The organism is Pseudoduganella sp. jia 12 (assembly GCF_055502675.1).
Genome location: NZ_JBUXKP010000002.1, coordinates 177,863 through 196,118, shown reverse-complemented (window position 1 = coordinate 196,118; position 18,256 = coordinate 177,863). Strand labels below are relative to the sequence as shown.

Annotated in this window: 16 protein-coding genes; 13 read left to right on the top strand and 3 right to left on the bottom strand. The window is 67.5% G+C overall.

Annotation, left to right across the window (positions count from 1 at the left end; all coding sequences use genetic code 11):
* Window positions 1-14 precede the first annotated feature (14 nt).
* From ACY65G_RS04035 to ACY65G_RS04020, 4 genes are read left to right on the top strand one after another with little or no spacing between them, the layout of a single operon-like run.
* The gene (locus ACY65G_RS04035) at window positions 15-1,862 is read left to right on the top strand and encodes an ABC transporter transmembrane domain-containing protein (RefSeq protein ID WP_464996071.1); all 1,848 of its coding nucleotides are present in this window, start codon (window positions 15-17) and stop codon (window positions 1,860-1,862) included.
* Window positions 1,855-3,018, top strand: coding sequence for a threonine aldolase family protein (locus tag ACY65G_RS04030; protein ID WP_464996070.1), 1,164 nt, complete (start codon window positions 1,855-1,857; stop codon window positions 3,016-3,018). The genes ACY65G_RS04035 and ACY65G_RS04030 overlap by 8 nt, the downstream gene beginning before the upstream one ends.
* Window positions 3,015-4,424, top strand: a complete 1,410-nt coding sequence (locus ACY65G_RS04025; RefSeq protein ID WP_464996069.1) for a DEAD/DEAH box helicase — start codon at window positions 3,015-3,017, stop codon at window positions 4,422-4,424. The genes ACY65G_RS04030 and ACY65G_RS04025 overlap by 4 nt, the downstream gene beginning before the upstream one ends.
* A gap of 32 nt (window positions 4,425-4,456) precedes the next feature.
* Window positions 4,457-5,428 (top strand): thymidylate synthase, encoded by a 972-nt coding sequence (locus tag ACY65G_RS04020; RefSeq protein WP_464996068.1) that lies wholly within the window; start codon window positions 4,457-4,459, stop codon window positions 5,426-5,428.
* 194 nt (window positions 5,429-5,622) lie between these two features.
* Here the strand turns inward: ACY65G_RS04020 and ACY65G_RS04015 are convergent, their stop codons facing one another.
* A complete protein-coding gene (locus tag ACY65G_RS04015; RefSeq protein WP_464996067.1) occupies window positions 5,623-6,543 on the bottom strand; it encodes a LysR family transcriptional regulator in 921 nt (306 codons plus the stop codon).
* A gap of 183 nt (window positions 6,544-6,726) precedes the next feature.
* On the opposite strand from ACY65G_RS04015, the gene mdcA reads away from it, so the two are divergent.
* The 9 genes from mdcA (at window position 6,727) to mdcH (ending at window position 14,269) form a co-directional block, all read left to right on the top strand.
* Window positions 6,727-8,388: a malonate decarboxylase subunit alpha gene (gene mdcA / locus ACY65G_RS04010; RefSeq protein WP_464996066.1), complete on the top strand. Its 1,662-nt coding sequence runs from the start codon at window positions 6,727-6,729 to the stop codon at window positions 8,386-8,388.
* On the top strand, window positions 8,388-9,275 hold the full coding sequence (locus ACY65G_RS04005) for a triphosphoribosyl-dephospho-CoA synthase (protein WP_464996065.1): 888 nt from the start codon (window positions 8,388-8,390) through the stop codon (window positions 9,273-9,275). The genes mdcA and ACY65G_RS04005 overlap by 1 nt, the downstream gene beginning before the upstream one ends.
* A 17-nt stretch (window positions 9,276-9,292) precedes the next feature.
* Window positions 9,293-9,592: a malonate decarboxylase subunit delta gene (locus ACY65G_RS04000; protein WP_464996064.1), complete on the top strand. Its 300-nt coding sequence runs from the start codon at window positions 9,293-9,295 to the stop codon at window positions 9,590-9,592.
* Window positions 9,593-9,648: 56 nt separating this feature from the next.
* Complete coding sequence (locus tag ACY65G_RS03995) at window positions 9,649-10,500, top strand: biotin-independent malonate decarboxylase subunit beta (RefSeq protein WP_464996466.1); 852 nt, start codon at window positions 9,649-9,651, stop codon at window positions 10,498-10,500.
* Window positions 10,497-11,330 carry a biotin-independent malonate decarboxylase subunit gamma gene (gene mdcE / locus ACY65G_RS03990; RefSeq protein ID WP_464996063.1) on the top strand — a complete coding sequence of 278 codons (834 nt, stop codon included), beginning with the start codon at window positions 10,497-10,499 and terminating at the stop codon, window positions 11,328-11,330. Before ACY65G_RS03995 ends, mdcE begins: the two co-directional genes overlap by 4 nt.
* Before the next feature lie 102 nt (window positions 11,331-11,432).
* Window positions 11,433-11,849 carry a malonate transporter subunit MadL gene (gene madL / locus ACY65G_RS03985; RefSeq protein WP_464996062.1) on the top strand — a complete coding sequence of 139 codons (417 nt, stop codon included), beginning with the start codon at window positions 11,433-11,435 and terminating at the stop codon, window positions 11,847-11,849.
* Between the two features lie 14 nt (window positions 11,850-11,863).
* A complete protein-coding gene (madM, locus tag ACY65G_RS03980) occupies window positions 11,864-12,637 on the top strand; it encodes a malonate transporter subunit MadM (protein WP_464996061.1) in 774 nt (257 codons plus the stop codon).
* A 7-nt stretch (window positions 12,638-12,644) separates the two neighbouring features.
* Window positions 12,645-13,343 carry a malonate decarboxylase holo-ACP synthase gene (locus ACY65G_RS03975; protein WP_464996060.1) on the top strand — a complete coding sequence of 233 codons (699 nt, stop codon included), beginning with the start codon at window positions 12,645-12,647 and terminating at the stop codon, window positions 13,341-13,343.
* Window positions 13,340-14,269: a malonate decarboxylase subunit epsilon gene (mdcH, locus tag ACY65G_RS03970; protein WP_464996059.1), complete on the top strand. Its 930-nt coding sequence runs from the start codon at window positions 13,340-13,342 to the stop codon at window positions 14,267-14,269. The genes ACY65G_RS03975 and mdcH overlap by 4 nt, the downstream gene beginning before the upstream one ends.
* Before the next feature lie 110 nt (window positions 14,270-14,379).
* On the opposite strand, the gene ACY65G_RS03965 is transcribed toward mdcH, so the two are convergent.
* Window positions 14,380-14,958: a PEP-CTERM sorting domain-containing protein gene (locus ACY65G_RS03965; protein WP_464996058.1), complete on the bottom strand. Its 579-nt coding sequence runs from the start codon at window positions 14,956-14,958 to the stop codon at window positions 14,380-14,382.
* A gap of 228 nt (window positions 14,959-15,186) precedes the next feature.
* The gene (locus ACY65G_RS03960) at window positions 15,187-17,982 is read right to left on the bottom strand and encodes a carbohydrate-binding protein (protein ID WP_464996057.1); all 2,796 of its coding nucleotides are present in this window, start codon (window positions 17,980-17,982) and stop codon (window positions 15,187-15,189) included.
* Window positions 17,983-18,256: the final 274 nt, after the last annotated feature.

Sequence of the window (18,256 nt, the reverse complement as noted above, 5' to 3'; positions counted from 1 at the left end):
CAACCGTCATCAGTATGAGCAACAGCACTACCAGCAGCGCCCGCGACACCGTCTCCGGCAATCAGTCCCGCGAACTGAAAAAAGGCAGCCTCGCCGCATTGCGCGGCCTGCTGCCTTTCCTGAAACCCTACCGCTCGCGTTTCGCGATGGCGGGCGTGGCGCTCGTGGTGGCGGCCGCCGCCACGCTGGCGATCCCGTACGCGTTCAAGCAGATGATCGACCTGGGCTTCGGGGCGAAAGCCGGCGTGCACAGCGCCGAGCACGTGAATGCCGTCTTCCTTGCGCTGTTCGCCGTGGCGGCGGTGCTGGCGCTGGCCACGGCGGCACGGTTCTATACCGTGTCGTGGCTGGGCGAGCGCGTGGTGGCCGACATCCGCAGCGCCGTGTATGGCCACGTGGTGCGCCAGAGCCCGGCGTTTTTCGAGACCACCCAGACCGGTGAAGTCCTGTCGCGCATCACGACGGACACCACGCTGATCCAGGCAGTCGTCGGCACCAGCATCTCGATGGCGCTGCGCAACGCGCTGCTTTTCCTCGGCGGTCTCGTGATGCTGTTCGTGACGAGCCCGAAACTCACGGCCATCATCGTCGGCCTGCTGGTATTGACCGTGCTGCCGATCGTGATGTTCGGCCGCCGCGTGCGCAAGCTGTCGCGCGATTCGCAGGACCGCATCGCCGACGCCTCGGCCGTGGCCGGCGAGATCCTGAACGCCATGCCCACCGTGCAGGCGTTTACGCATGAAGACATCGAAACGCGCCGCTTCGGTTCCACGGTCGAGGGCGCGTTCGGCACGGCGATGCGGCGCATCCGCGCCCGCGCGCTGCTGACGATGCTGGCCATCGTGCTGGTGTTCGGCACCATCGTGTTCGTGCTGTGGCTGGGCGCGCACGCCGTGCTGGCCGGCACGATGACGGGCGGCGACCTGGGGCAGTTCATCCTGTATGCATCGATCGTCGCCGGCGCCGTCGGCGCGCTGTCCGAGGTGATGGGCGAGGCGCAGCGCGCTGCCGGCGCCACCGAACGCCTGCTCGAACTGCTGTCCACGCAATCGGACATCCGCGAGCCGGGCCAGCCGCTGGTCCTGCCGCCGCGCGCCGCCAACGGCGCCGCGCTGTCGCTGGCCGGCGTCACGTTCTCCTACCCGTCGCGGCCCGACACCGCCGCGCTGGCGCACCTGGACCTCGACATCCGCCCCGGCGAAACGGTGGCCGTCGTCGGGCCGTCCGGCGCCGGCAAGACCACGCTGTTCCAGCTGTTCCTGCGCTTCTACGATCCGCAGCAGGGCACGATCCGCCTCGATGGCGTCGATATCCGCCACCTCGCGCTGCACGACCTGCGCGGTGCGATCGGCATCGTGCCGCAGGATACGGTGATCTTCTCGGCCGACGCGATGGAAAACATCCGTTACGGCCGTGCCGATGCGACGGACGAGGAAGTGATCCGCGCCGCGAAACTGGCCGCGGCGCACGAATTCATCGAGCGCCTGCCGAACGGCTACCAGTCGTTCCTGGGCGAGCGCGGCGTGCGCCTGTCCGGCGGCCAGCGCCAGCGCATCGCGATCGCCCGCGCGCTGCTGAAGAACCCGCCGCTGCTGCTGCTCGACGAAGCCACCAGCGCGCTGGACGCCGAATCCGAGCGGCTCGTGCAATCGGCGCTCGAAGCGGCCATGGTGGGCCGCACCACCGTCATCATCGCCCACCGCCTGGCCACCGTGCAGCGTGCGGACCGCATCATCGTGATGGAAGACGGCCGCATCGTCGAAACGGGCACGCACCGTTCGCTGGTCGCGCAGGGCGGCATCTATGCCAACCTTGCCGCGCTGCAGTTCCATAACGTTCACGTAGAGCACAGCCATGACTAATCCCGCGACCGCCTCCCTGACCCAGGCAGCGAACGACGATGCGGCACTGCGCCAGCAATGCACGGTCGTGTTGCCGGGCCACCGCCAGCAGACACCGGCGCAAGCCTTCGCTGCGATGGCCGCCTGGTGCGAGGAACAGGGCATCGCCCACGACGTGTATGGCGAAGGAGAGCTGATCGGGGCGCTGGAACGCAAGGTCGCGGCCCTGTTGGGCAAGGAAGCGGCCACCTTCTGCATCACCGGCACGATGGCGCAAGCCACCGCGTTGCGCCTGGCCTGCGCCGACCGCGGCAGCCGCCTGGTCGCGCTGCACACCACCGCGCACATCCTGAAGCATGAACGCGGCAACCACCAGTTACTGGACCATTTCCACGCGCTGCAGGCCGGCAGCCCGTACCGGCCCTTCACGGCCGGCGACCTGGCCGCCATTCCCGACCACCTCGGCGCAGTGTCCGTGGAACTGCCGGCCCGCGAGATCGGCGGCCAGTCGCCCACGTGGGAAGAGCTCGAGGCCATCAAGGCATGGTGCCGCGACAACGGTACGCACCTGCACATGGATGGCGCGCGGCTGTGGGAAGCGGCTGCCGGCATGAACCGGCCGCTGGCCGACGTGGCGGCCGGCTTCGATACCGTCTACGTGTCGCTGTACAAGGGCATCGGCGGCATCGGCGGCGCGCTCCTCGCCGGCAGTGCGGCATTCGTCGCGCGCGCGCAGGAATGGTACCGCCGCCAGGGGGGCAGCGTCATCCACCGCACCCCGTACGTGGTGGCTGCCGCCATGCAGATCGATGGCCGGCTGGCCGCGATGCCGGCATGCTTCCGCCGCACGCAGTGGCTGTACGACGTGCTGCGCGCCTGGCCGCTGCTGCGCGCGAATCCGTCGCGGCCGCATGCCAGCATCTTCCACTTGCACCTGCCGGTGGACCGCGACACGGCGCTCGAGATTCGCAACGCAATCGCCCGCGAATACCGCATCTGGCTGCACAACGCCGCGCACGATGCGCAACTCGACGGCACGAGCTACGTGGAATGGTATGTCGGCGACAACCTGCTGGCCCTGTCCGACGAGCAGGTCCACGCGGCGCTCGCGGCCTGGCACGCGGCGTTGGAAAAAGCCGCACTGGACAAAGCGGCGCTGGACAAGGCGGTGGCATGACGTTCCGCTCCCTGAAACTGATCGACCCGCTGCTGCGCGCGCTCGATGAACTGGGCTACGACGACCCGACGCCCGTGCAACGCCAGGCGATTCCCGCCGTGCTGGCCGGCCGCGACCTGATGGCCGCCGCGCAGACCGGCACCGGCAAGACGGCCGGCTTCGCGCTGCCGCTGCTGAACCGGCTCACGCTGGAAGGCGCCGTGGCGCCGCTCGGCGTGCGCTGCCTCGTGCTGGCACCCACGCGCGAACTGGCCGAGCAGGTCTATGGCAGCTTTCGCAAGTATGGCGCGCACGTGCCGCTGCGCTACGGTGTCGCCTATGGCGGCGTGCCCATCGACCCGCAGATCAACAAGCTGAAGAAGGGACTGGACGTGCTGGTGGCGACACCGGGTCGTCTGCTCGACCTGCAGCGCCAGGGTGCCCTCGACTTCGCGCAGCTGCAGACGCTGGTGCTGGACGAGGCGGACCGCATGCTCGACCTGGGCTTCGCGGCCGACCTGGACGCCGTGTTCGCCGCATTGCCCGCCGAACGCCAGACCCTGCTGTTCTCGGCCACGTTCCCCGAAGCGATCCGCACGCTGGCCGGGCGCCTGCTGCGCGACCCGCTGTCCGTGCAGGCCAGTCCCGCCAACGCGGCGGCGAAGACGGTGCGCCAGCTCGTCATCACCACCGACAAGAAATCCAAGCCGGACCTGTTCGTGCACCTGCTGCGCGAGCGCGGCTGGAGCCAGGTGCTGGTCTTCGCCAAGACCCGCAAGGGTGTCGACCAGCTGGTCGGCGTGCTGCAGCAGCAAGGCATCCGCGCCGACGCGATCCACGGCGACAAGCCGCAGCCGGCCCGCCTGCGCGCGCTGGCCCGCTTCAAGGCGCGCGACGTGGATGTGCTGGTCGCCACGGACGTGGCCGCCCGCGGCCTGGACATCGCCGGCCTGCCGCTGGTCGTCAACCACGACCTGCCGACCGTGGCGGAAGACTATGTGCACCGCATCGGCCGCACCGGTCGTGCGGGCGCCGCCGGCGAGGCGATCTCGCTGGTGGCCGCCGATGAAGTGGACCTGCTGCGCGCGATCGAAACGCTGATCAGGCAGGTGCTGCCGCGCGAGGAAGTGCCGGGCTTCGAGGCCGACCACCGCGTGCCGTCGACCGGCACGCCGGACAGGGCGGCGCAGCCGGCGGCACGCAAGCCTGCCGCGAAGCCAAAGGCGCCGAAAGCGCCAGTGCCGCCGTCCGCGCCGCGCCCGGCCGGCGGCTTCGGTACCGCCGCGCCCGGACGTGCCAAGCCGCCAAAGCGCATCCCCCAGGGCGGCGTGGTCGTAGCCGCCGGGCGTGGCGCGAAGTCGGCCGCGAAGGCGGCGGCGAATGCGGGAGTAAAAGGCGCGCCCCGCCCGGCCAAAAAACGTTCCTGATAAAATTGCGAGTTTTTCAGCCGGAGAATCGCATGCAGCAGTACCAGCAACTGATCGAAACCGTCCTTGCCCAGGGCACCTGGCAGGACAACCGCACGGGCATCCGCACGCTGTCCGTGCCGGGCGCGATGATGCGCTTCGATCTGGCGCAGGGATTCCCGGCGGTGACGACCAAACGGCTCGCCTTCAAGTCGGTGGTCGGCGAACTGTGCGCCTTCCTGCGCGCATCGCGCAGCGCGGCCGACTTCCGCGCGCTGGGCTGCAAGGTCTGGGACCAGAACGCCAACGAAAACGCGCAGTGGCTCGCGAACCCGTACCGCGAAGGCACCGACGACCTGGGCCCCGTCTACGGCGTGCAATGGCGCCAGTGGCCCGGCTATAAACTGGTCGATGCGGCGAACACGGCGCAGCGCGAGGACGCGTTTCGCAACGGCTTCACCGAAGTCGCGCCGCTCGTCGAAAACGGTGTCGAGAAAGTGCTGCTCTACAAGGCGATCGACCAGCTGCGCGAATGCCTGGACACGATCGTCGACAATCCGGGAAGCCGCCGCATCCTGTTCCATGGCTGGAACCCGGCCGTGCTGGACCAGGTCGCCCTGCCGGCCTGCCACCTGCTGTACCAGTTCATCCCCAACGCGACAACAAAAGAGATTTCGCTGTGCCTGTATGTGCGCAGCAACGATATCGGCCTGGGCACCCCCTTCAACATCGCCGAAGGCGCCGCGCTGCTGCACCTGGTCGGCCGTTTGACGGGTTACGCGCCGCGCTGGTTCACATATTTCATCGGCGATGCGCACATCTACGAGAACCACATGGAGATGGTGCAGGAGCAGCTCAGGCGCGAGCCGTACGAATCGCCGCGGCTCGTCATCGCCGACCGCGTGCCCGACTTCGCACAGACGGGCAAGTACGAGCCCGAGTGGCTGGAAAAGATCGAACCTGCCGACTTCAGCCTGGAGGGCTACCGCCATCATCCGCCCCTGACCGCGCCGATGGCGGTGTAAGCCATCGCCGCCGTCAGGTGTTTTCACCAAACCTCGGCGCCGATGGCGGTGTAAGCCATCGCCATCGGCGCAGTCAGGTGTTTACTAAACCTCGGCGCCGATGGCGGTGCAAGCCATCCCCGTCGGGGTGTTTTTCCCGCCTGCTCCTCACTTTTTGAAACGCAGCCGTCGGCGTGATTCGCCCAACAGGCCGTCTACGCGACCTCGCCTTTGCGTCGCGCATACATCCTGCACTCGGCCGCCAGCGCCAGCAGGTTCGGATCGCGCTCGCGCCGCTGGGAATACAGCAGCGTGATGGCCTGCTTCGACGCGAACTTGCGCGCCAGCGGCACCAGCTTGATGCGGGCCGTGAAGGAAGCGATCCTGCCGGGCAGCAGCGCGAGACCCATCCCCTCGCTCACCAGGTTAATCAGCGAGAAAATATCGCTGACCTCCATGGCGATCCTGGGCTGGATGCCGCTGCCGTCGAACGCATGGAGAAAGCTGTGCGCCGTAACGAACCCCTGCTTGAGCGTCAGGAACTTCTGGTCCACCGTGTCGGCAAGGTCGACCTCGGCAAGACCGGCAAACGGCGAATCGGCCGGTACGGCCAGGTAGATTGCATCGTCGAAGATCGGAACGGACACCAGGTCGCCGCCAGCGGGGGGCTCGATCAGGCCGATGATCACGGCGTCCAGGTTTCCCTCGGCCAGCTCGCGCAGCAGCACCTGGTTCGACCCCATCGTCAGGATCACCTCGACGTTCGGCTTGCGCAGTTTCAACTCCACGATGATGCGCGGGATGCAATGCAGGGTCAGCGAATGCAGCGTGCCGATACGCAATGTCGACGCATCGACACCGGCCAGTTCGCGCACGCGCTTGATACCTTCCTGGCAAGATTCGACGGTGCGGCGTGCATGCTCGGCAAAGACATGCGCGGTTTCAAGCGCGATCAGGTTTCTTCCGGAGCGCTTGAAAAGCGGGCAGCCAAGGCCTTCCTCCAGCGTATGCAGCGCCCGGTGCACGCTCACGGCACTCTGGCCGAGCAGTTCCGACGCGCGCGCCAGGTTCCCTGCCTCCAGGAAGGTCAGGAAAATTTCCAGCTTCTTCAGCGTGACTTCTTCGTCGATGATCATCGTGTCCCTGCGGATCGGGCCCCAATGCGGGCCCGCCTAGCCGCAGCATACCGCATGCGAAGCGCACCGGCACCCTGCACTCACCATTAACCTGAAGTTAATGATTTCGCCAAACGCTTGATTGATGCATGGGCCAACTCGCCCTATCGTGATTCTCACGTTGAAGGTCCTGGAGGAGACAACATGAAAATCGAAGCACCGGTTTCACCCAAGTGGAGCCGCCGCCGGCAGGAAAAACAGCGCCGCATCGCGCTGGCCCAGCCCTACGCATCCGGCCGGGTGATCTCGACCGAACAGATCGTTCCCGCGCTGGAAGCCCTGATATGCCCCGGCGACCGGGTGGTTTTGGAAGGGAACAACCAGAAGCAGGCCGACTTCCTGGCCCGCTCGCTGGTCCAGGTGGACCCTGCCAAGGTCAACCATCTGCACCTGATCATGCCCAGCGTGAGCCTGCCCGAGCATCTCGACCTGTTCGAACTCGGCATTGCCCGCAAGCTCGATTTCTCCTTTGCCGGCGGGCAGAGCCTGCGCATATCCCAGTACCTGAAGGATGGCCAGCTCGAAGTCGGGGCGATCCATACCTATGTCGAGCTGTATGCGCGCCTGTATGTGGACCTGACGCCGCAGGTGGTCATGGTGGCCGGCTACAAGGCCGACCGGCAGGGCAACCTCTACACCGGCCCCAGTACCGAGGACACGCCTGCCCTGACGGAAGCCGCAGCATTCCGCGACGGCATCGTGATCGCCCAGGTCAACGAGATCGTCGACGATCCTGCCGACCTGCCGCGTGTCGATATCCCGGGCAGCTGGGTGGACTTCGTCGTGCAGTCGGACAAGCCCTTCTTCATCGAACCGCTGTTTACGCGCGACCCCCGGCTCATCAAGCCGGTCCATGTGCTGATGGCCATGATGGCGATCCGCGGTGTCTACGAACGCCATGAGGTGCAGTCGCTGAACCATGGCATCGGCTTCAATACCGCCGCCATCGAGCTGCTGCTGCCGACCTATGGCGAGCGGCTTGGGCTGAAGGGCAAAATCTGCCGCAACTGGACCCTGAACCCCCACCCCACGCTGATCCCCGCCATCGAATCGGGCTGGGTCGACAGCGTCCACTGTTTCGGTGCCGAGCTCGGCATGGAGAACTATGTGGCTGCCCGCCCGGATGTCTTCTTCACCGGCCGCGACGGTTCGCTGCGCTCGAACCGGCTGCTGTGCCAGCTCGCCGGCCAGTATGCGGTCGACCTGTTCATCGGCTCGACCTTGCAGATGGATGGGCTGGGCAACTCGTCGACCGTGACGCGCGGGCGGCTGACGGGGTTCGGCGGCGCACCGAACATGGGCCACGACCCGCACGGCAGGCGCCACGCCACGCCGGCATGGCTGGCGATGGTCGATGCGACCGATCCTTTGACACGCGGGAAAAAGCTGGTAGTGCAGATGGTGGAGACCTTCCAGGACAACGGCCAGCCGAGCATCGTCGAGAGTCTCGACGCGGTGCAGGTCGGCCGCGATACCGGCATGCCGCTTGCCCCGGTGATGATCTACGGCGACGACGTGACCCATGTGCTGACCGAGGAAGGTATCGCCTACCTGTACAAGGCGAGGTCGCTCGACGAACGCAAGGCCATGCTGGCGGCCGTCTCGGGCGTCACCCCGGTCGGCTTGCGCCATGACCCCAAGGAGACCAAGCGCATGCGCAGCGCCGGGCTCATCGCGCTCCCCGAGGATATCGGCGTGCAGCGGGGCGAAGCCACCCGATCCCTGCTCGCGGCGAAAAGCATCGGCGACCTGGTCGATTGGTCCGAGGGGCTGTACGAACCGCCCGCCAAGTTCAGGAGCTGGTAATGAGCGCAATGGACACCCTGGTATCGTTCGAGGCCGGCGCATCTACCGCGCCGCTGGCGCCCCCGGCCACCCTGCTGGCCGATTGCGCGGTGGCCGCGCTGGTCGACGAAGCCATGCTCACCCCGAAACCCGGCCTGGTCGACCTGCGCGGCCGCGGGGCGCACAGCGACATGGACTGGAGCCTGATGTGCCATTCGGCGCGCGCACTGCACCCGACCTTTGCCGCGCTTGCCCAGGCGGGCAGCCAGATCCCGGACATGCCGGCGCTGCGCGAACGGATCGGGCAGATCGGCCGGCTGGGCGAGGCAACCATGCTGGCGGCGACCGGCGGCATCAATACCCATCGCGGCGCGATCTGGGCGCTGGGCCTGCTGGTCACGGCGGCCGCCCAGGACGCGGGCGTGGCCTGTCCGGCGGCGATCGCGCGCCGCGCCGGCGCCCTGGCGCGCTGCCCCGACCGCTTCGCCCCCGCCCACACCGACAACAAGGGCGCAGCCGCGTGCCGGCGCTATGGCGTGGGCGGCGCACGCACCCAGGCGCAGACGGACTTCCCGTCCGTGATCGAGATCGCCCTGCCACGGCTGCGCGCGTCGCGTCGCCAGGGAAACCCTGAGATCACGGCCCGGCTGGACTGCCTGCTGTCGCTCATCGCGCAGCTCGACGATACCTGCGTGCTGTCGCGCGGCGGGAGCGGCGCGCTGGCGGCGGTACAGCAAGGGGCCGCGCGGGTCCTTGCCGCGGGCGGCGCGGGAACGGCCCGCGGCAAGCGGGCACTGCGCAAGCTCGACCAGCGCATGGTCGGGCTGAACGTATCGCCCGGCGGCGCCGCCGACCTGCTTGCCGCGGCGCTCTTCCTGGATCGCCTCCAGCATGAACGATCGAACTGACAGCGAAGGATCAGACAATGGAAAAATTCACGAGACAATTCGTTGCCGGCGCGCCGGCGCCGCGCCGCGCCATGGCCGGCGTGGTAGGTTCCGGCGACCTGGAAGTACTGGTCGAGCCCGCGAACGGCGGCGCCACCGCCATCACGGTCAACACCTCGGTCAACGGCAAGGAACCCGTCTGGAACGCGGTACTGGAGCGGATGTTCGCCGACGCCGGCCTGCCGGCGGTCAACATCGAGATCAACGACTGCGGCGCGACCCCGGGCGTGGTCCGCATGCGGCTGGAACAGGCAATGGAGGAGGCAAACAAACCATGAGTACGACAGGCATGAATACGACAGCCACGGACCCGACAGCCATGGACCCGACAACCATGGGCACGGCGGATTTCCGGCAACGCGACAGTTTCATCGAACTGGGCGCACGCCAGCGTGCCACCGCGCTGCTCGACGCCGGTACGGCCCGTGAACTGCTGGGACCATTCGACCGCATCAAGTCGCCCTGGCTCGAACGGCAGGGCATCACGGCGCAAGCCGACGACGGTGTCGTGGTGATGAAAGGCAGCCTCGCACGGCAGCCGGCCGTGGTGCTGGCAATCGAAGGCGCTTACCAGGGCGGCAGCATGGGCGAAGTGGGCGGTGCGAAGATCGCCGCGGCGCTGGAACTGGCGGCCGAGGACAACCGGCAAGGCATACCGACCTGCGCCGTCATCCTGTTCGAGACCGGTGGCGTGCGGCTGCAGGAGGCCAACCTTGGCCTGGCCGCCATTGCCGACATTCATGCCGGCATTGCCGACCTGCGGCGCTACCAGCCGGTCATCGGCGTCAGCGCGGGCACCGTCGGCTGCTATGGCGGCATGTCGATTGCCGCCGGCCTGTGCAGCTACCTGGTGTGCACGCGGGATGCCCGCCTGGGCCTGAACGGGCCCCAGGTGATCGAGCAGGAAGCGGGCATTGCCGAGTTCGACTCGCGCGACAAACCGTTTATCTGGAGCCTGACCGGCGGCGAGCAACGCTACCTGACGGGTCTCGTCGATGCCTACGTGCAGGACGACCTCGGGCAAATCCATGCGGCGGTCCTCGATTGCCTGCGCCAGGGCTTGCCGGAACGCCACCGCAGCGACCGCTACCAGGAATACCTTGCCCGGCTTGCGGAGATCGACACCACCGTCCAGGCCACCGCGGACGGTGTCCGCCACCTCTACAGGAAAGGAAGCGCATCGTGACGACCGAGCCACATTCCAGCCGCGGCAGGACCTGGGTTGCCGGATTGACCGGCGGCGCCTCCCCCATTTCCGGCTACCCACCTTCGCTGCTGGTCGCCGACGCCGACCTTGGCGGCCATCCGGCACGCTTCATCGCCGTCGTGCCCGACCCGGACAACCGCTTTCCGCGCGTACGCAACGGCGAAGTCGGACTGGCCGAGGGATGGCAGATCGCCAGGGCCGTGCGGGAACTGGCCGAGGCCGAGCACGGCCGGGAGGTCAAGAGCGCGATCGTCGCGGTCATCGATGTTACCAGCCAGGCTTACGGCCGCCTGGAGGAAGCCTTCGGGATCCACCAGGCGCTCGCCGCCGCTGCGGCAGCCTACGCCGATGCGCGGCTGGCCGGGCATCCGGTGATCGCCCTCATTGTCGGCAAGGCGATCTCCGGCGGCTTCCTGGCGCATGGCTACCAGGCAAACCGCATCATCGCCTTCGATGACGACGCGGTCAGCGTGCATGCCATGGGCAAGGCCTCGGCGGCCCGCATCACGCTGCGGTCGGTCGAAGCGCTCGAGCAGCTTGCCGCCCAGGTACCGCCGATGGCCTACGATATCCGGAACTATGCCTCGCTCGGCCTGTTGTGGCGCCTGCTGTCGGTCAGCGACGCCGACGCGCCGTCCGATGCCGATCTCGGCCAGGTGCGCGAGGTCCTGCTGGCGGCGCTGGCGGACATCCGCGCCACGCCCGGGCGCGGCCTCGCGGGGCGGCTCGGCGCCGACAACCGCAGCGCCTCGCGCAAGGTCCGCGAGTCGATGCGGGCCCAATGGCAAATCGCCCCATCGCACGGCTGACAGGAGACGCGGACACAGACTGACTCACTCATGCTGCACCCAGGGGCAGCGGCGGCAACCAAAACCATAAAAGCAAGACAACCAATCAATTGGAGACTGATCATGATCGTTTTTGGTGTAGCACTTCTCGCGTTCTGCACATTGGCCGGACTGTTCGTCGGCGATGTCCTTGGCGCCTTGCTCGGAGTGAAGGCGAACGTCGGCGGTGTCGGCTTCGCCATGCTGCTGCTGCTTTTCCTGACGGACCTGCTCAAGCGGCGCGGCATGCTGGCGCCGGTGTCCGAGCAGGGCATCGGGTTCTGGACCGCCATGTACATTCCCATCGTGATCGCGATGGCGGCGCAGCAGAACGTGGTGGGCGCCGTCAAGGGCGGCCCGGCCGCACTGCTGGCCGGCGTGCTGGCCGTCGTGGTCTGCTTTGCGCTGATCCCGCTCGTTGCAAGGATCGGCAAGGACCGCTATATCCCCGCGCCGGTCGGCGCCCCCGACCCGGCCGGCGCTGCCCGGCCGGTGCGTTGAACCAGGAGAACGGCATGAATACGATTCCAGACATCCTGGTCGGCGTGATGACCAAGAATGGCCTCCTGGCCGCCTTCGCGGTGGTCGGGTTGACGATGTGGGTCTCTTACTTCCTGTCCGCGCGCCTGACGCGCGGACACCTGCACGGCTCGGCGCTGGCCATCATGGTCGGGCTGCTGCTGGCCTACGTGGCCGGTATCGCGACCGGCGGCACCAAGGGTGTGGTGGACCTGCCCCTCCTGTCGGGCATGGGACTGCTGGGCGGCGCCATGCTGCGCGATTTCGCCATCGTCTCCACCGCCTACGGCGCCAGTCTCTCCGACATGCGCCGCTGCGGGCTGTCGGGCATCGTCGCGCTGCTGCTCGGCGTGGTGCTGTCCTTTGTCGTGGGGGCCGGCGTCGCTTATGCATTCGGCTACACCGACGTCGTCAGCATGACCACCATCGGCGCCGGCGCGGTCACCTATATCGTTGGCCCGGTCACGGGCGCCGCCATCGGCGCCAGTTCCGATGTCATGGCGCTGAGCATCGCAGCCGGCCTGGTCAAGTCGGTCCTGGTGATGGTGGGAGCGCCGTTCTTCGCCAAATCGATCGGCCTGGACAACCCGCGAACCGCCATGGTCTTCGGCGGCATGATGGGCACGACCAGCGGGGTTTGCGGCAGCCTGGCGGCAATCGATCCGAAACTGGTGCCCTACGGCGCCATGACGTCCACCTTCTACACCGGCCTCGGTTGCCTGATGGGGCCGTCCGTACTGTTCTTCGCCACCCGCGCGCTGTTTTCCTGAGGCCGTCATGCATGCGCATTTTCCACCGCAGCCAGCCGCTTGCGGACAGCGCCCGCCCCTGCTACTCCCGCACGACTTGGTGTGGGTGTCGGACTGGCGGGGGTTCGAACCGGACGGCAGCCTGCCGGCGTGGGCCGAGGCCGCGCTGCGCCGCGGCAGTCCGCTTGTCGTGCGGCGCGCCCGCACCGGCGACACCGCCCTGCTCCCGGTCGGACTGCGCGGCGAGGCGCGCAGCGAGCGCCTCGCCGGCGTGCTGCGGCTCGACGCGGTGCGGCAGCACGCCAGCCCCGAAATGCTGGTGCGGCGCCCGCTGCCGGATCGCGCCGCCGCACCGCTCCTGGCCGCACTGCAACGTATCGTCCCGCGGCTCGATGCCTGCGGCCTGCGCTGGGGGCCGACGGGCAGCCTCGGCTTCGCCCTGGCGACCGGCTGGCCGGCACTGCATCCGGCCAGCGATATCGACCTGGTGGTGCGCGCACCGCTGCCGCTGACGACAGGCCAGGCGCATGTGCTGCAATGGGTGTCCGAGGCTGCCGGCTGGCGTGTCGACCTGCAGGTCGACACCGGCCATGGCGGCTTCGCCTTTGCCGAATGGGCCAGGAGCGGCGGCCGGGTGCTGCTCAAGACCGATGCCGGCCCGTTCATGACCGGCGATCCGTGGAATCTCGGCGGCTGGTTCGACGGGCACGGGCAGGTGGCGGCATGAGCGTGCTGTTCACCTTCCCCGGCCAGGGTGCGCAGCGTCCCGGCATGCTGCACCGCTTGCCGGCGCACCACGAAGTGGCGCGAACGCTGGCCGAAACGACCGAGGCGCTGGAGACCTCCCCGCTGGCGCTGGACACGCCCGAGTCGCTGGCGTCCAGCCGGTCGGTCCAGCTTTGCCTGCTCATTGCCGGCGTGGCGATGGCGCGCACCCTGATCGCCATGGGCGCGCGGCCGACCATGGTGGCCGGCCTGTCGATCGGCGCCTACCCGGCGGCGGTCGTTGCCGGCGCCCTGGACTACCGCGATGCGGTCGCGCTGGTGGCGCGGCGCGGCCGGTTGATGGACGAAGCGTTCCCGCAGGGCTACGGCATGGCGGCCATCGTCGGCCTGGCCCAGTCCCCGCTCGAAGCCCTGGTCGCACAAGTGCACACGGCATCGAGACCGGTCTACCTGGCCAACCTCAATGCCGAGCGGCAGTTCGTGATTTCCGGCGCCGATGCCGCGCTCGATGCCGTGATGGCGCTGGCGCGCGCCCAGGGCGCCAGCAAGACGGAACGGCTGGCCGTCAGCGTGCCCTCGCACTGCCCGCTGTTCGATGCCGCTGCCGAGGAGATGCGCGCGGCCGTCGGCCAGGTCGAACTGCGCCGTCCGGGCATTACCTTCCTCAGCAGCAGCGCCGCACGCATGCTGGCCGATCCGCTGCGCATTGCCGAGGACCTGGCGACCAATATGGCGCGCCAGGTGCGCTGGGGCGAGACTGCGCGCCTGGCATGGGAGCGAGGCGCGCGGCTGGCCGTGGAAATGCCGCCAGGATTGGTGCTGACCAACCTGACCGCCCCGGAACTGAACGAGGGACTGGCGATTGGCTGCGACAACACGGCCGCGGAGACGGTCCTGGCGCTGTGTGCCCGCTTTGCCCGATCTTGACGCCCCTGCACTCAGGGATGAACGCCTGCCAGTCGCTGGCAGGCAGGCGCGCAACCCGGAAGGGTCATGGGCCGTCTGGAAAATGGTGGTCGCGCAGCGAAGTGAAGCGTTCAGCTGAATTTCTGGGATTTCTGGCGGCGCGCATAGGAGCCCAGCACTGCCAGCCCTGCCACCAGCAGCACGGCGCTGCCCGGCTCCGGCACGGCCAGCGCGACATCGAGCACGAGCCGTGAATCCGGGTTGAACAGCACGCCCGCGCTGTTGATCATCACCGCGTCGTGCACGAACGTCACCCCGACCGGCGCATAATTGCTCAGCGAATTGATCGACACGCCCACGATGACCGGCGCGCCCGCGAACCGGATGATGTGGCCATTGAAGGCGGCGTTGCCGGCGATCTGGTTCGTAAAATAATTCAGTTCGATCGTCGTGGCACCGATATCGACATCGACCGGGATCAGGTTGTAGAACGAGCTGAGTGGCAGCAGGCTGCCGCTGGGGAACTCCACCTCGGCACCGACGACCGCCGTGCCGACGGTGGAAATCCTGCTCAGCTCATCGGGCGACGTGCAGCAGTAGACGGCGGCGGAAACGTCGGCCCCGGTCAGCACGAGGGGTTCGGCCAATGCCGGTGCGCATGTCGCCACGCATTGCGCCGCGAACGCGGCGGCGAGCAGCAATCTCTTCATCACACGTCTCCCATCGGGTCAGTCGATTCGGAATTTCGCCGCCCCATCGCCTGCATTCGCGCGGATTGCCCGATGCAAGCCAAACGGCGTCCTGCAAGCTTACGCCTGCCCGCCGTGAAATCACATTATTTTTTTGACATCCGGCCGCTGGCGGCCGCCGTGTGGCCCGCCGTGTGGCCATTAAGCGTCACATGCTCGAGCGTCACCCTGCGCGTTGGCCGCACATGCTCAGTTCCCGGCCGCCCCGAACGTCACCCTGTCCAGGCTCATCAGGCTGTCCTGCGAACTGCCGTGAAAACGCAGGATCACGTTGTGCACGCCGGTGACTTTTCTCACCGGCGTGGTGACGGTGGTCCAGGCCTTGCCGTCCACAGCCCCGGACGCAGGCATCACCAGCGATCCGATCACGTCGCCGGCAACATCGTCCAGCACGATCTCGATGCCCGAGCCGGGAACCGCGCCCATCACGGTCGCCGAGAAATTCGCGGCACCGTCCTTGCCGAAGTCGACCCGGGAGAACTGCAGCCAGTCGAAGTTGTTGATCGATGAAACGTACGAGCGGCCGGTCGTGTCCACTTCCACGGACGTACCCGCGGACTTGCTGGCCTTCGACGCCTGGACCGATTTGAAGGGATCGATCTTGACGAGGCTTTTCGAATCGACCGGTTCCGGCCGCGTGGATTTTGCCGGCAAGGGCGGCGGCGGCTCGCCCGGCGAACCGGACACCGTGATCTTCAACCCTTCCTTATCGACGGTGCCGTTCCAGTCCACCAGCAATTCCCGCGCATAGCCGCTGCCGGTGCGCCGGACCGGCAGCTTGCGGCCGTTCACGGTCACGGCGACGTCGCCGCCGAAGTCGTCCGCAAGGTGCAAGGTCGTCACTTGCAGCGGCGTGTCGGGCTTGAACACGAGTTCCTTGTTCTGTCCATATTGCCCGCTCGTGGCGACGCTGACGGTGCCGTCGCCCTCGGGCGACGCGTACAGCGCATCCTGCATGCGCCCGTCCATCCCGGGCAGCACGATCGGCTTCAGCCACAGTGCCTTGCTGCGCGCATCGCGGTGGAAGCCGACGATGTCGTAGTAGTTGCGCCACAGCGCCGGCATGCTGATGTACTGCTTCTTGCTGCGGATCTCGGTGGCGACCGCTACCGGCGCCTTCACTTTCGGCAGGATATTGAGCGGGTGGTTGAACACCTGGTTGCGGTCGAGGTACTGGCGCTCGTAGGCATCCTTTTGCAACGCGGCCCATTCGCCGGCGCGGCGCGTGTTGAGCAGCAGGCCGCCATAGTGCGTCACGATGTACGGCGTCCATTCGTCATAGGTGCCGTCCGCATAGCCGAGGCCACGGTAATACGGCTGGTAATAGTCATTGAGCTTGCCCAGCACGAAATCCGTGTCGGCGGCTGGCCAGATCTCGCCCAGCTTCATGTTCAGCGCCAGCCACTGGCCGCCGAAGTACCCCTCGCTGTGCTTGCCCAGCCTGAAGCCGGCCTCGTTCAGGTAGCGGGCGCGGAACGATGCCACTACCGTATCGTAGGCGAGCTGGTAGCGGGCCGCCAGCGCCTTGTCGCCCTGCTCGGTGGCCAGCCGCACCATCAGTTTGTATGCCACGGCCGACAGGCCGGCATTGAACGGGTTCGGGTCGCCGCCGGCGTCGTACGAGTTCTCCGAATGATCGAACGTGTACGGGTACTGCTTGTTGCCGTACAAATCCACCTGGTCGAGGATGCGCTGCGCCGCGCGCCGCACGTTCGGCCAGATCGCATCGAAGCGGGCCCGGTCGTTCGTCGCGGCATACGTTTCGTAGACCGAAACGATGAAGCCGGCGTTCAGGTCGACCCACTTGACGATGTTGCGGTAGTCGGCATGCTCGGTATCGTCCCAGCCCACCATCGCGGAGCGCAACGCGCGGTCGGCACCCACGTCCATCTTGTTCGTATCGTGATGGATCTGGCCGCTCTTCATCTGCGTGCGCGCCCAGTAACGCAATTCTTCCCATGCGAAGAACGGCAGCAGCTGGCCCACGATCTGGCGCGCGTGCCACATCTGGTCCATCGTGCCGAAGCACGTCCATTGTCCCTCCGCGAACGCGACCCGGCCATCCTTCTTGTACATCGAATTGGTCGACAGGTTCACCAGCGTGTTCAGGGTCTGGTTCTTCAGCCAGTCCGGCAGGTTCGACGCGCGCATGCGGTCCACCAGTTCCACGGCATTCGTTTTCAGGCTGTCGAAGTTCGCCAGGCCCGCCTCCGCGACGGTGGACGAATCGCGGTGCTGCCCGAGGTACCACGAACGCTCGGGATCGGAATCCTCGTACCACGCCAGCACGAAGCGCATGCGCCGGGTCTCGCCGGGCGCCAGCGTGACCTTGACAGTCGTGCTGGCAGGGCCGCCGGTGTCGGCCACGCCGTTCACCGACGCGGCCTTGCCGTCCGCCGCGGCATACACCGACCAGGCCCGCGTGCTGAAGCCCTTGCCGTCGATGGTCGTCACGTGCGCATTGCCCACGTCGATCCGCAGCGCCAGCGAAGCCTGCGCTTCGCCGGCTCCCTCGTTGGTCAGCGTGAATTCATAGAAGGCGTAGGGAAGGCTCATGCGGCCCGGATCGCGGCGGTCGAACGGCGCAAACGCCGTCATGGCAACGGCGATACCGTCGGCGGACCCGAGATTCACGCGGTGCAGCGGCCAGATGGCGTCGTCATCCGGCTTGCCGTCGACCACGCGGGCCTTCAGCGTGGCCACCGTGGATGTCTTCCCGCCCCGCTGCGTGGACAGGCCGAACCCGGCATTCTTCAGGCGTTCGAAATCGTACGCGTCGGCTGGCGGTCGCAGCATGGCCGCGAACGTGCCCGTATTGGCGTCGAACTTGACGGCGCCGGTGCCGAAGCCGCCCAGCGGCGCGCCGGTGGTGCCGTTGACGGCGTAGACGGGAATCGCCGCCGTGGCGGTGTCCCTCGCTAACGACGGGAATGAAAGAACGACGACAACGAGTGCGCAACACGATTTCACGACGAGTGGCTTCATGGCGATCCTGGAGAAATGGGGGCGCACCGGCATGGCCGCGCCGCAACGATTCTGCAGTGTTCGCCGGCGCGCCGGCAATTGTGAAATTCGCCAATCGCCCGACAAAATTCGTGAGCCATGGGGAATGCCGTCAAGCCAGCCTGCCTGCGGCTCCCGATGCCGATCAGGCGAGCCAAACCCCAAGCCGGGCCTGCCCGGGACCTTGGCCATCGGGGGGCATGCACACGGGCCGGCATCCCGGCCGGGCACTACTCCTGGCCTAGCACTACTCCTG

Bases quoted from the DNA above. Each gene is read 5' to 3' on its own strand.
- madM (WP_464996061.1), top strand. From the start codon at position 11,864: ATGAATACGATTCCAGACATCCTGGTCGGCGTGATGACCAAGAATGGC.
- ACY65G_RS04030 (WP_464996070.1), top strand. From the start codon at position 1,855: ATGACTAATCCCGCGACCGCCTCCCTGACCCAGGCAGCGAACGACGAT.
- madL (WP_464996062.1), top strand. From the start codon at position 11,433: ATGATCGTTTTTGGTGTAGCACTTCTCGCGTTCTGCACATTGGCCGGA.
- ACY65G_RS04000 (WP_464996064.1), top strand. From the start codon at position 9,293: ATGGAAAAATTCACGAGACAATTCGTTGCCGGCGCGCCGGCGCCGCGC.
- ACY65G_RS04005 (WP_464996065.1), top strand. From the start codon at position 8,388: ATGAGCGCAATGGACACCCTGGTATCGTTCGAGGCCGGCGCATCTACC.
- ACY65G_RS04015 (WP_464996067.1), bottom strand. From the start codon at position 6,543: ATGATCATCGACGAAGAAGTCACGCTGAAGAAGCTGGAAATTTTCCTG.
- ACY65G_RS03960 (WP_464996057.1), bottom strand. From the start codon at position 17,982: ATGAAGCCACTCGTCGTGAAATCGTGTTGCGCACTCGTTGTCGTCGTT.
- ACY65G_RS04035 (WP_464996071.1), top strand. From the start codon at position 15: ATGAGCAACAGCACTACCAGCAGCGCCCGCGACACCGTCTCCGGCAAT.
- ACY65G_RS03995 (WP_464996466.1), top strand. From the start codon at position 9,649: ATGGGCACGGCGGATTTCCGGCAACGCGACAGTTTCATCGAACTGGGC.
- ACY65G_RS03975 (WP_464996060.1), top strand. From the start codon at position 12,645: ATGCATGCGCATTTTCCACCGCAGCCAGCCGCTTGCGGACAGCGCCCG.
- ACY65G_RS04025 (WP_464996069.1), top strand. From the start codon at position 3,015: ATGACGTTCCGCTCCCTGAAACTGATCGACCCGCTGCTGCGCGCGCTC.
- mdcA (WP_464996066.1), top strand. From the start codon at position 6,727: ATGAAAATCGAAGCACCGGTTTCACCCAAGTGGAGCCGCCGCCGGCAG.
- ACY65G_RS03965 (WP_464996058.1), bottom strand. From the start codon at position 14,958: ATGAAGAGATTGCTGCTCGCCGCCGCGTTCGCGGCGCAATGCGTGGCG.
- mdcH (WP_464996059.1), top strand. From the start codon at position 13,340: ATGAGCGTGCTGTTCACCTTCCCCGGCCAGGGTGCGCAGCGTCCCGGC.
- ACY65G_RS04020 (WP_464996068.1), top strand. From the start codon at position 4,457: ATGCAGCAGTACCAGCAACTGATCGAAACCGTCCTTGCCCAGGGCACC.